The sequence below is a fragment of the Photobacterium sp. genome, assembly GCF_033720175.1.
In the GTDB taxonomy this organism is placed as follows: domain Bacteria; phylum Pseudomonadota; class Gammaproteobacteria; order Enterobacterales; family Vibrionaceae; genus Photobacterium.
The window spans coordinates 17,173-30,799 of the sequence record NZ_JAWWDA010000002.1 but is presented as its reverse complement, the minus strand read 5'-3'; the positions used below and the strand labels follow the sequence as shown (position 1 = coordinate 30,799).

8 protein-coding genes are annotated in these 13,627 nt (G+C 50.3%); 2 read left to right on the top strand and 6 right to left on the bottom strand.

What is annotated here, in order from left to right; all coding sequences use genetic code 11:
* Positions 1–14: 14 nt before the first annotated feature.
* On the bottom strand, positions 15–1,865 hold the full coding sequence (locus tag R3289_RS02830) for an adenylate/guanylate cyclase domain-containing protein (protein WP_318923977.1): 1,851 nt from the start codon (positions 1,863–1,865) through the stop codon (positions 15–17).
* 175 nt (positions 1,866–2,040) lie between these two features.
* Here R3289_RS02830 and R3289_RS02825 point away from each other — a divergent pair, with 175 nt between their 5' ends.
* On the top strand, positions 2,041–4,875 hold the full coding sequence (locus R3289_RS02825; protein ID WP_318923976.1) for a cation:proton antiporter: 2,835 nt from the start codon (positions 2,041–2,043) through the stop codon (positions 4,873–4,875).
* A 10-nt stretch (positions 4,876–4,885) separates the two neighbouring features.
* On the opposite strand, the gene R3289_RS02820 is transcribed toward R3289_RS02825, so the two are convergent.
* Complete coding sequence (locus R3289_RS02820) at positions 4,886–5,872, bottom strand: universal stress protein (protein ID WP_318923975.1); 987 nt, start codon at positions 5,870–5,872, stop codon at positions 4,886–4,888.
* Between the two features lie 218 nt (positions 5,873–6,090).
* Between R3289_RS02820 and R3289_RS02815 the strand changes: the two genes are divergently transcribed.
* Complete coding sequence (locus R3289_RS02815; RefSeq protein WP_318923974.1) at positions 6,091–6,870, top strand: helix-turn-helix transcriptional regulator; 780 nt, start codon at positions 6,091–6,093, stop codon at positions 6,868–6,870.
* 378 nt (positions 6,871–7,248) lie between these two features.
* Here the strand turns inward: R3289_RS02815 and R3289_RS02810 are convergent, their stop codons facing one another.
* The 4 genes from R3289_RS02810 to R3289_RS02795 form a co-directional block, all read right to left on the bottom strand.
* Entirely contained in the window at positions 7,249–8,217 is a 969-nt protein-coding gene (locus R3289_RS02810) for a hemolysin (RefSeq protein ID WP_318923973.1), read from the bottom strand.
* 384 nt (positions 8,218–8,601) lie between these two features.
* Positions 8,602–9,303, bottom strand: a complete 702-nt coding sequence (locus tag R3289_RS02805; protein WP_318923972.1) for a hypothetical protein — start codon at positions 9,301–9,303, stop codon at positions 8,602–8,604.
* 354 nt (positions 9,304–9,657) lie between these two features.
* Positions 9,658–11,169 carry a CoA-acylating methylmalonate-semialdehyde dehydrogenase gene (locus tag R3289_RS02800; RefSeq protein ID WP_318923971.1) on the bottom strand — a complete coding sequence of 504 codons (1,512 nt, stop codon included), beginning with the start codon at positions 11,167–11,169 and terminating at the stop codon, positions 9,658–9,660.
* A gap of 51 nt (positions 11,170–11,220) precedes the next feature.
* Positions 11,221–13,128: a bifunctional 5-dehydro-2-deoxygluconokinase/5-dehydro-2-deoxyphosphogluconate aldolase gene (locus R3289_RS02795; protein WP_318923970.1), complete on the bottom strand. Its 1,908-nt coding sequence runs from the start codon at positions 13,126–13,128 to the stop codon at positions 11,221–11,223.
* Positions 13,129–13,627: the final 499 nt, after the last annotated feature.

Sequence of the window (13,627 nt, the reverse complement as noted above, 5' to 3'; positions counted from 1 at the left end):
ATAACAAAAGCAACCTAACTGATCGCCTCTTCTTTACGCCCTTTTAAAATATAGGTGTGCATTTTTCCTTTACCCTTGATGCCTATCATCCCGCGATCGGAAAAAACAAACTGATCCCGCAAGTGCCTGTGGGTAGCTTCGGTGACTTGGATCCCTCCTTTAAGCCCCTGAGACTCCATTCTGGAGGCGGTATTCACCGCATCTCCCCAGATGTCATAGACAAATTTTTTCGTACCAATTACCCCTGCCACGACCGGCCCGCTGTTGATCCCAATCCGCATGCTCAGATCACTACCATGCCTTCGGTTGAAACACTCAATCACCTCCATCATGTCCAGTGCCATCTCCGCAACCACCTGGGCATGATCATCTCGCGGGATGGGGATCCCGGCCCCAACCATATAGGCATCCCCGATGGTCTTGATCTTTTCCAGCCCCCGCAGCTCACTCAAGCGGTCAAACTCACAGAATATTTCGTTGAGCAGCCCGACCAATTCGGCAGCAGACAGTTGAGCAGACATGGGGGTGAAGTTGACGATATCAGCGAATAAAATCGAAACCTCGGCAAAGCTGTCTGCGATGGTATCCTCGCCATGCTTGAGACGTTCTGCAATCGGTGCCGGCAGAATATTAAGCAGTAGATGTTCCGACTTTTCCTGCTCCTCGGCCAAGTCGTCAAGGGTGCTTTTAAGCCGCTCGATCATAATATTAAAGTTTTTCGCCAGTACCCCGGTTTCATCCTGGGTCAGAACCGGCGCCGTCTGATTGAGATCCCCGGCGGCGATTTTCAAGGTGGTATCCGTTACGGCCAAAATAGGTCGGGCAATCCGAAAGGCAATCAGGTAAATCCCGATACTCAGTACCCCAACCGCCAATAATCCAACGCCCAGGATCATCCCGCCAAGACGGTTAGCAGGTGCCAAGGCAGTGGCAGCCTCAATTTCAGTGATCAGCGCCAGGCCCAGATCGGGAAGCCAGCGGTAACTGCCAATGACCGGTACGTTGGAATAGTTGTCATAGAAGCCCGCTCCGTTTTCCCCCTTCAGGGCCGCTTCGATACCCACGCTGTGTACACCCCGCGGGTAGGATTCATCGCCAAAGCGTTCGGCTGAAATAAAACGGTTGTGGGCATCGATCAAATAAGCCTCGCCGCTTTCCCCCAACCCGGTTCGCCTGCTGACAATCTCGACCAGAACTGACAACCGGATATGGGCTGCCAGCACGCCAAGCAGTTCTCCTGCCGGACTCAGAAGCGGCGTCGACACCGTCAGGGTCGGGACGCCGCTCTCGGCTCCCGGATACACCTTTCTCAAGTAGGTTCCCTGACGCCCTTTGGTGAAATACTGATCGCTGAGCCGATATTGCCCCTCATGAGACGGATCAGTGGAGAAGAAAACCCGGCCGCCTACATTTGTCAGCAATAAAATTTCCGTCAAATCAGAGGCGCTCGCTGAACCATAGTCAAGAAACGTGGACAAAAACAAGACTTCGGCCAACTCCAAATATGCGGCTTGGTACTGTGCACTATCAAACTCCTTCGACAATAGTGAATCAGCAGCTTTACGGAGTTCATCCAGTCCGGCAATTTTCGTCGCAATGGCAATCTGCTCGGAAACAAACCGATTAATTTCAAATTCTTTGTGATCAGCAATAACCTCAAACTGCGCGATTGCCACCTCCTTTTGAGTCTCAGCGGAAAGAAAATACGTCACTGCCGCCAGCGCAACAACAACCAGTACCGAAACCAGCAAGAAGTAGACCGTCATCCGCGCCTTCAGGCTCTTTTGCAAAAGCCCCATTGGAATCCCCCTGAAAAACAAATAAAAAATGCTCCTCACAAAGTCAGTATAGACTTCAATACCCATTTTTGAGCTAACCTAAATATATTGCTCCACCAGCGCTCAGGAGTGGGCTGATGAGTCAACATTTCCGGGAGCGATACCTTCTCACGCCATATGCCAAGTTCAGCCGCCGACGTTTACTTCAAGCCGCCGGAGCGGTTGGTATGACAGGAAACGATCAATCGTAGAGGCTGTTGCCATGCATCAAACATTTCTCCTGGTCCTGGGGCTCGTCGGCCTGCTTACCATTGCAAGTCTTCTGCTGCCCATCGCCAACCGTATCAATTTTCCCTATACGGTGTTACTGGCCGCCGCAGGAAGCCTCTTGGGTGGCATCGTACTGGCAATGAGCGGCGTTCAGGCACCCGGAATACTGGGGGATTTTCTGGCTTCACTTGAAGCGCTGGATATTACCTCCGAAGCTGTCTTTTTTGTTTTCCTGCCCGCGCTTATTTTCGAATCGGCACTGAATATCAATGCCCGCCACCTGGTAGCGGATCTCGGCCCCATCCTCCTGCTTGCGGTGATCGGCCTGCTGATATCCACCCTGCTTGTCGGCTTATCCGTCTGGTATGTTTCCGGTATCAGCCTGGTAGCCTGTTTACTGGTTGGCGCTATCGTATCGGCCACCGATCCGGTCGCCATCGTCGCCATCTTCAAAAACCTCGGGGCCCCCAAACGGCTTACTATCCTGGTCGAGGGCGAAAGCCTGTTTAACGATGCCACGGCTATCGTGCTATTTACGATTCTGGTGACAATGCTGATCAGTGGCGCAGAAGAGAGCATGCTGGCTGCGGCCGGCAAATTTATCGAAGTGTTTTTCGGTGGCATTCTGGTCGGCCTGATCACCTCCTGGCTCGTCGCTTCTTTGATCGGCCAGCTGCGTAATCTCCCTCTGGTCGAGATCACTCTTACCATCTGTCTGGCCTATCTGAGCTTTCTGCTAGCCGAACACTACCTGCATGTATCCGGTGTGATGGCTGTCGTCACAGCCGGTTTGGTGATCAATTCGTTCGGACGTACCAAGATCTCGCCCCATACCTGGCACACGCTGACCGAAACCTGGGAAGAGCTGGTGTTCTGGGCCAATTCCCTGATCTTCTTTCTGGTGGGCCTGCTGGTTCCCAAAGTCCTGGTCAATTTTACCTCAGCCCAGCTACTCGCCCTGCTCGCCTTAATCATTGCGGCATTCATGGCCCGTGCTGTGGTGCTCTACCTGGTGTTGCCGTCGCTGAATAGGCTCGGACTGGGACAGCAAATCAGCATGGCCTTTCGCACTGTGATGCTGTGGGGAGGATTACGCGGTGCCGTCTCGCTGGCACTGGCGCTGGTGATCCTCGAAACGCCGGGCATTGCCCCTGACATTCAGGCTTTTGTCGCCTCGCTGGTTACCGGTTTTGTGCTGTTCACGCTTTTTGTAAACGCACCGACCATGGGCATGATGATGCGTTTTTTTGGACTTGATCAGCTGCCCCCCGAAGAACGACTAATTCGCAACCGGGTCATGGCACTCTCGATAGGCCATATCCGTGAGGGGCTTGAACATGCTGCGCTGGAGGATAAAATCAATCCGACCATCGCCACCGGGGTGGCTGATATTTATGAGCAGCGACTGCACAGGATCGAGCACTCGATGGCGCGCACTGGCCAGAAACCCGATACCATCACCCTCTGTGTCGGACTCAGCACCCTGATCAACCATGAACGTCATCTCTACCTACAACGTTTCGGCGACGGGCTGGATTCTGCCAAAATCACCCGCACGCTGATGTTTCACGCCGATGATCTGCAAGACGGGCTGAAAATTGGCAAGCTAGGCGGCTATCAGGAGACTATCAATGCCGCTCTGAAATTCGGCCCCCTCTTTCATACTGCCATGCTGCTGCAGCGGCATCTGGGGCTTTCTCGCCCCCTGGCCATACAGCTGGCCAACCGCTTTGAAGTGCTGCAAGTTACCGATACCGTGGTCACTGCGCTTATCCGCTATAGTCGGGAGACAATCCCTTCACTATTTGGCGAGAGCACCGCCCATGAACTGGAACAATTATTAACCGCCCGCCTCAAAACCACCCAGCAGGCGCTGGAAGCGCTTCACTTACAATATCCGGAATACGCAGAAACGCTCCAGAAGCGCCACCTTGTCCGGGTGGCCTTACGCCTAGAGGAAGCCAGTTACCGCCGTATGCTTGATGAAGATATCATCAGTCAGGAAGTGTTTAATGAGCTGGGGCGGGAGATCGACAAACGCAGTCGCATCATGGATCGCCAGCCGCGGCTGGATCTCGGGCTCGAGCCCGCCAAGCTGGTCGCCAAAGTCCCGTTCTTTTCTGAGCTGGGTTCGCACCGTATCAGCGAAATTGCCGCGATGCTCACCCCGCAGCTGGTCGTGCCGGGCGAACGGATCGTCACTCAGGATGAACCAGGCAATGCGATGTACTTTATCTCCAGCGGTGCAGTCGAAGCCGCAACAAAGCACCAGTCGATACGCCTTGGCAGCGGCGACTTCTTTGGCGAGCTGGCATTGCTCACCCAGGAACCCCGCAGTGCCACTGTCACCGCAATTGCCTATTGCCAGCTGCTTGTCCTGCCGGTAAAAGACTTCCAAAAAATAACCTCAGCCCATCCCTATCTGCAGGAGCGTATCACCCAGGTTGCCAGCAAGCGTCTGGATCCGGAAGATCTGGTGGCAAAGGTCCCTTTATTTGCACCATTGGACAGCAGCCATATTGCTGAAATCGCCGGACACCTTAAACCGCTTCTCGTCGCGCCGGGCGAACAGGTGGTACATAAAGGAGAGGCAGGCAATGCGATGTATTTTATTGCTGCCGGCTCAGTTGACGTAACGAACAATCATGCCCCCGTCCGCTTGGGCAGAGGCGACTTCTTTGGTGAACAGGCACTACTGACTCAGGGACCGCGCAATGCCGACGTCACTGCTGCCAGCTACTGCGAGGTGCTGGTATTGCAGGGCGATGACTTCCACCGGCTCCTTGAGTCAAACCCTGAGCTGAAAGACCGAATCTGCATCCGTTAGCCCGTTATACCTATTCCTCGAGGGTAACCGGCGTGACAAACCCCTGCGGTTTGACCGCAAGTATCGAACAGTCGATTCGGCTGAGTATCGTTTCTGCCGTGTTACCCATCAGGAACCCGGGAATACCCGTGCGAACCACGGTCCCCATAACCACAAGATCGGCCTCAATCTTATCGGCAAAAAGCGGGATCTCTTTGCGTGGTGAGCCTTTTAGCAAATGAATTTTAGGTTTGAGATAGGCACAGGCGTGATTGCCCAAATGATTGGTGAACTCTGCCACTAATTCATTCAAGTTTTGCTGATGCTGCTGCTTGACCTTTTCGACATAGGCAACAACCTCATCTTCCGTCTTGTGCATAAACCCGCCTCGCAGCGAACTTTCACCAATAGCCTCCCATACATGCGCGATATGCAGCTCGGCGAATTCAGACAGCGCTAAGGAACCCGCCAGGTCGAGGATCTGAAGATCAAGCTGATGTTTGGTCTCTGACTCTTGCGGCAAAAAAGAGCTATAAATATCCACCGCGGCCGCCACCAGAATACGGCGATATGCTTTCGGGGATTTCGAATGGACTAACCATACCGGACATGGACATTTACGTAACAAGTGCATATCGTCACTGCCAAAAACCTGCGCCCGCAATCCATCGCAGCCTGCGGCTTTGACCAACAGATCACGTCCATTTCGGATCACCTCTCGGATGATTTCTAAAAACGGGATACCTATAAGCACTTTGATTTGAATATCGATATTTTTGCTCCACGGCGCAATCAACTCTGCCAGTCTTTTTTCATGCTCGGCAACAATGTTCGCCTGGAGGATCTCGGGGGACAGGTCGTTATGAAATAACTTCAGGTTGGTCGGTATTTTTTCAATGACTTCAACAACGGTAAGACGCGCCTGGTTGTTGTTCGCCAGATCGGCGGCACGTTCCAATGCCGCCTCGTTGGCCGCCTCGGCTGTTGCGACGACAATTATATTTTTAAATCTCTCCATGTCACGGTCCTCCAGTTTATATTCAAGGTTATGTAAAACTGAATTCATCAAGGCACTTTTCTGTTGATATAATCTTAGCTGAGTATCATCAAGTAACTTTGCCATATACGCCGATTTCTTCACGGTTTACCCAGCAAAGTTGCCCCTTTTGATCTTCAACGATGACAACTTTCTGTAAGATAGCCATCACTGACCATCTCTGATAATAAGCAGCCCTTATGAAAAATGTCCATCAACCACTGTTTGATAACGACAACCCGCCAGGCGATATCTTTTTTGGCCATGACGTTTTTCTGCCTAATAGCACCACTCAGAAGCACCACCATTCCTGGGGTCAGCTACAGCTGATTAATGGCGGTATTCTGGAGCTGAATGCAGAAGGCAAACGGTTTTTGTCACCATCACAATATGCGGTATGGGTACCAGCAGGAATTGAACATGAGAGTTATATGCGTCGCAGCATGAACTATTGTTCGATGAATATCGTCAGGCCCTTTGCCGACGATCTGCCGGATTATGCATGCTTGTTAGAAGTCAGCCCGATCATGAATGCAATTATTAATGATCTGCGCGAACGTCGTATTACGGTGCCCAGCACCGGCGAAGATCAACGAATGGTGAGAGTGCTTCTCGATCAGGTGCTTTGTGCCAATGAGCACGAACAATTTCTGCCAGGCAGTGAAGATAAGTTATTAAAACCCATTTTGACCGAACTGGAACGCGACCCGACCAATAACAAAACTCTGGCCCGCTGGGCAAAAGAGATTCACACCACTGAACGTACGTTAGCCCGGCATTGTCAGAATAAGCTGGGGATGAGTTTTACCGAATGGCGCCAACGGCGTAAGTTTATCTACGCCTTACACCTGTTGCGCAAGGGTTTATCCGTCAAAGAAATAGCCCTGACCTTGGGTTACCATCAGGCCTCGCCATTTATTACCCTGTTCAAGAAACACGCACATTGTACGCCAGAGCAGTATCGTAAAAAGCTGGAATGATGGTTGTGTCGCTAAGTTATACAGAAGCACAATCGTACTGATTTCCAGATACTACTAGTCTTCCAACGCGTAAAACTCATCCCAGATGGAGGTTATCGAGCTGCCCATTTTTAATCATCGACTACAGCTCCTCGCTGGCGAGTATGGCTTTATTCAACTACGTTGTTCAAATAACACTTCAACCAGGTTGAGCATCTTCCCCGCCAACCAGAGTTGGACATTGATATTATGTAGCGCTAACACATTGGCATTCGAATTTCGTATTGTTTAAGAAGGCGAGTCCAATCAGACTTAACTGTAAAAAGGAGAGCGGCAATTGTAGATTTGCCGCTCTTGCTTAACTAATATTAATTAAATATATATAGTTCACTCTTTCTGTTAAAACTGGCTTACGGCCAACTTATCCCAGTCGATGGTGAATCGAACCTGTGCCTCTGTGTAATGGTTTTTTGTTCCATAGTCAGACCAGGTACAGGCACTGCGGCTAAATCCTTCTTCTACTTCCTTCATTCCGGCCCGGACAATCATCTCAGTTTTGGCTTCAGTGCCACTTTCAGGTTCTGGCGTGAACACGTACTGGAATTTCGGCTTAAATCCATAAATCAGGCGGGGTAGGTTTTCTTCGGGCAGCAAGTTTTCATTATAACAGTCAGTATAGTGGTAGACCCCAGCCCACTTACCGTAATACTGGTAATCATTGGTATAAAGCTGATTTAGTGATGTTTCCCATTTAACCCCGGTGCCACGTCCAGCACCGACATGTGGAACCACTGCCGTAACATAATCTTTGCTTGTATACCGAGAGGTATAGCTTACTCCCAGCTGGCTTCCCAGTGTACCGGAGAAGCTCGGCATCGCTCCTGGTGTTGCCGTCACAGTCAGACCAATAGATGGTGCAACCGTCGTAGACGACACAGAAACGTCATTAGTTTCATTTTGCGGAGAATAGTCATCGCCAAAAATCGACGTACCTCCAGCTTGGTAAATACTATAGTCAAATGCAACAGGATATGTTTGCGTAAACCGGGCAAGCAATGGGGAGTTATAAGTCTGCTTTACCCCTGATTTCCCTGGTACATAACCGCTGCCGAGTGTTACAACTCGTGCTGCTTTTTTTCCATTGTTTGAATTGTGAAACAGCTCGACAAGCAATTTCATTTGAACCCTGCTTCCACGAAAAGCATAAGATGAATTTTCAGACTCGTTTTCGAGCACTACCTCATAGCTCTTCTTTGAATACCCATTTAAGCTCACGTCATCAACGATAACACTTTCTACAATCTCAGTTGCTGATACCGATGCCGCAGCAGTAAGCCCCAAAAGAACGGGTGCTAATACTCTTTTCATTATTCCTACTATTTTATGGGAGTGTTCCCATAAAATAGCAGGCTGATTACAGAGCATCAACAGTATAATCAACCGAACGTGCCATTAGAATGAAAAACTAGAAAGTTATGTCACGGTGATATATGGACCTGATATTAATCAGAATTTGGCAATAAACGCTACTAGGAATATCTTGGCCACATCCGTTATCTTTCTCACCGCCGCATAGTAAGTGTTATGTTAACGCCAAACACCATCATTTTAACAAGCACACCACGTGTTAAAAACTATCGTGAGTACAAACTAGTCTCTCAGGGACTATGTAGCAAACTGGAATGAACATCCGCATATTGAGTGGGGTACAGTCACTCCGTCCATATTTTCAAGCATTCCGAATAGAGCGGTCTAAGTTTGGCCCGGTTTGGCTTTACTGCTGCACAGCGCTAAGCAAATATCTGAGCACACTTTATAATCATCCTCAGACTTAGTATGTTTTTTGTGGATCAACATCAGGTGTGATGCTGCCATCATAGATGTGGTTTTGGCTTTTTCAAGCCATGGGATCGCTTCGTCATAGCGTCCATTGTCATAATACCAGACTCCGAGTTGTGCCGCGGCTGCAATACCATGCTCTCCATCTAGGTTGGCTGATTGCTCCCAAAGTGACTTAACTTCATCCCAAGGCGTTTCCGCATTCATAAGCTTCAGACACAGACCTTTTCGAAACAGTGCCAGTGCGCGATCATTCGGTTCCGGCTCTTGTGCCAGCCAAAGATCTAAGAACTCAATCGCCTTTGTGTAACTCACCTTGCAGAGCACTTTGTTAAATGCGCCATGACGACCTAAAAAGACGGCATCCTGTCCCAGAATAATGCTTGGCAGGTGCCCCCGCAGAGCGGCGTCATGTAGAAAGGTTACGGCGACTGAACGTGCTTCTGCTTTTGCTTCATCTTTCGATTGTCCCGCAGAAGGCGTGCCACTGTATTTGTCGGCAAAAATCAACTTTGCATACTCTAAGCAGGCATCATTATCTCCGGACTCTGCCAGAAGCTTAAGCAAAGGCCCCCGCTCTTTTGCTGGCAGTGCCATTACTTCAGAATACGCCATTTCCATATTCCCAACCTTCGATTTTACAATAATTTTATAAAACGATAGTTTACATGACTTTGCTGATCAATCCAGAGTCTGAACAGATGGTCCCTATTTAATTCTGCGACTTGATGCAAGCCAGCAAGATGGGTAACCGCCACCTGTAAAGTGGCGGTTTTAGGCGGTTTTAGGCCATCTCTGCCATAGCACCCGAACGATGAATCTCTGAAAGGTTGTGTCGCTAAGTTATACAGAAGCACAAGCGTACTGAAGTCGCCTATGGCGACTTTTGTAAAAGGCCAGGTTCGCCATACCTATATGATTCGAAAATCAATGACTCAGCCCCCTTTTGATTAGTTCGAAATTAATATGTCACTCCATCGTTGGCATAACAAAAGCACTGGTATGTTGCTCTAAGCGCACACTGGCCGGCCAGCGGCTGGTCACGGTCTTCATTCGGGTATAAAAACGCACCCCGTCATTACCGTGAACATTTAGCGGACCAAACACCGAGCGTTTCCAGCCGCCAAAGCTGTGGAATGCCATTGGTACTGGAATGGGCACATTGACCCCGACCATTCCCGCCAGCACATCTTCGCTAAACTGACGTGCTGTTTCGCCATCACGGGTAAAGATAGCGGTTCCGTTGCCGTACTCATGACGATTGATCAAATCCAATCCAGTCTGGTAATCAGAAACACGAACCACGGCCAGAACCGGGCCGAAGATCTCTTCTTGATAAATCGCCATATCTGGCGACACATTATCGAACAGTGTTGGCCCGACGAAATACCCCTCTTCATGACCGTCAACCACCAGCTCGCGGCCATCAACAACCAGCGAGGCGCCTTGTTCAACGCCTGAGGTGATGTAGTCACAGATCTTGGCTTTGTGCTGGGCTGAAATGACCGGCCCCATGTCGTTTTCTTTCCCTTCAACAAGACCTGGGCCGACGTTCATTTCACCGATGTAATGCTGTAGCTTTTCAATCAGCAGATCGCCTGTCTCATCACCGACGACAACGGCGACTGACAACGCCATGCAACGCTCACCGGCTGCGCCGTAAGCTGCGCCCATAATCGCGTTGGCGGCCATATCCACATCGGCATCGGGCATCAAGATACAATGGTTTTTCGCCCCGCCGAGTGCCTGACAGCGCTTACCGTGCACTGACGCTGTGCTGTAGATGTATTCTGCAATGGGTGTTGAACCGACAAAGCTAACGGCTTGGACTCGATGATCCGTTAGCAACACATCAACGGCTTCTTTATCGCCATTAACGACGTTGAAGACACCATCGGGCAGGCCTGCTTCTTTCAACAGTTCAGCTAGCATCAGGGCAAGAGAAGGATCTTTTTCAGACGGCTTAAGCACAAAGGTATTACCGGCTGCCAGCGCAATCGGAAACATCCACATCGGCACCATTGCCGGGAAGTTAAACGGGGTAATACCGACACAGACACCAAGCGGTTGCATCAACGAATGGCTGTCAACACCAGTACCGGCATTGGCAGAGTGCTCGCCTTTCAGCAGGTGAGGAATACCACATGCAAACTCGACCACTTCCAGCCCGCGGGTGACTTCACCGACCGCATCGGAATACACTTTGCCGTGTTCGTTGGAAATAATACGCGCCAACTTGTCCATATTCGCTTCAAGTAAGGCTTTAAACTTAAACATCACCCGCGCCCGCTTCAGCGGGGATATTTTTGCCCATGCTGGAAAAGCGTTATCTGCCACTGCAACGGCTTCTGCCGTTTCAGCAGCCGAACTCAAAACAACCTGACGGGTTTGCTCGCCGGTCGCGGGATTAAATACGGGGGCACAGCGGTTACCGTGACTTTCACTTACCCGGCCGTTGATATAATTCTGAACGGTTTCCATGACTCTTTACTCCTGTAATCATTGATTGCGGTTGCTATTAAACAGCCCGGATTAACCGCGCTGACGCCAAAGCGTGATCAGATTGTGATAATTATTTTTTACTTGTTCGATCAATCCGCTGTCATCTATATTTCCAGCCAGCCAATCTCGAGACGGTTGTCCGAAGATAGTGCGCCCAACGGCAAATCCTTTAACGAGTGAATTACTGGCAGCCGCATCAAACCCCGCTTTCAGCTCGGCTTCTGGTGCATCGAGTCCGAGTAAGACAACACCACGGCAATGCGGATCTCGTGCTTCGATCAAGGCACTGGCTTCTGCCCAGGATTGTGCAGACAATGGCGGCAGTTTCCACCAGTCCGGCTTCACATTCAGGTTATAGAACTGCGTCATCGCCCCCAGGTATAGCTCATCACTACGTTCCATATCTGCCGGTAAAATCACTTCCAGCAGCATTTCATGGCCAGATTGGCAGCAAGCGGCATACACCTCTTTGACCATATTCTCCTGCTCCAGACGCAGGGTATGCTGATCTTCCGGGTGGAAGAACACTAAACACTTAACAACATGCTCCAGTGGCCAGCCGATAAGCTGTGATCCTATGTTGCCATGCTCCAGACGGAGCGGGCGCGACCCCGGTAATTCAACCGGACGTCCGATCCACCAGCCTGAGCCTGTAACTTCATTCAGGACATTCTGACCAAAGCTGCTATCGCACAGAATGCCGGCTTTTCCTTCTAACCCTGCTTCCTGAGCGACTTCCTGGCTCGCCTTCAGGATCAATTGCTTCAGGGGAGAGATGCGGTCGGTACTTGCTCCCACTTCACGTGCCATATCGACAAACTGAATACGATGGTCAAACGCCAGAACACATAACTCTTCCCAGTTTGTCTTTCGGGTTGTCACGCGATGGAGGTGATTGAGTCGCTGATCCCGATCCGGACGCGGTACCTCGTTGGCCCGGACAAGGTAATCATCCAGCTCTTCTTTGGAGGGCATCGCCGGTGCACAGCCGTGGCGGGAAACCACCAGTGCACCGCACGCATTGGCATAGGCGCAAGCCTGCTCCCAGCCTTCGCCATTCAGGTAGCCACGCAGTAGCCCTGACATAAAGGCATCACCAGCCCCCAGGACATTGAGCACATCGACACGTACTCCCTCGATGGTGATCCCTTCATCCAGATCATTGGGAATATCATGGCTAAACACCGAGCAGCCTAACGGACCACGCTTGCACACCAATGCCGCCGGGCTTACTTCGCGTACTGCGCACAGAGCTTCAACAGTATCGGTTGAGCCGCCGGCAATATGGAATTCTTCTTCCGTGCCGACAATCAGGTCAAACAAACCCAATACTTCCTGTAACTGCTCAGTTACCGGCCCCGATTCAATAAAACGGGTTTCGCCATCACCCAGTGATGTTAATCCCCACAGTACCGGGCGGTAGTCAATGTCGAGTGCTGTTTTTACGCCATGACGGCGGGCATATTTGAGAGCAGTAAGAACAGCATCACGGGTTTTCGGATTGGATAAATGAGTACCGGTAATGGCCAAACAACGGGCCGATGCGATGTATTCTTCTGAAACGTCATCAGCCGTGATGGCCATATCTGCACAGTTATCACGATAGAAAATCAGCGGGAACGTTTCTTCATCCTTAATACCCAGAATCACCAATGCGGTTAGGCGATCTTTGTCTGTGATCAGGTGGCTGGTATCGACACCCACGCTTTCCAACTCTTCCCTGAGGAAGCGGCCCATGTGCTCATCGCCCACTCGAGCCAGCATTGACGACTTGAGACCTTGTCGTGCAGTACCGTAAGCAACATTCCCTGATGAACCACCAAGATACTTGGAAAACGACCCCATATCTTCCAGGCGGGTACCTATTTGCTGTCCGTATAAATCAACAGCCACACGACCCATACAAATAAGATCGAGCTTCTTATTGCTGGTATTCATCCTTTTTACTCCTTCCTCGGATCACTGAACAAGTCGCCCTGAACCCTAGTGGCCAGCCTCCTAATATAAGGAGGCAGGCCAGGCATCGGCGCTAAATTGCTTCAACGTTTTTGTTTCAACAACACCCTTATACGAAACAAATATTTCATTTTCAATGTAAATTGAAACAAAAAAACCTCTTTGTGATCTTGATAGTCTTTCTCAAGCAACATGAAATAGATTCCGATTGACGACGGAACAAGGAGTTAAGCCATAGCCAGGAAAAATAACGGCCGTAGCGGTGAGGTGTTTAACATGGCGGAAATACGTTACCGGACGGGATGTAAAAATGGAAAAAGAGCCGACAACGCCATCAACCAGCAACACGGGGTTTACTTTGCTGCTGGGTGGATAGCGTATAGCTTGCAGCGGCTCTTTCAGGCGTCGTGGCTTTTGCCCTGGTTTTGTAATTTGTTTCGAAATGTATATTTCGGCATGAAAGCTAAATAGACATTATTGA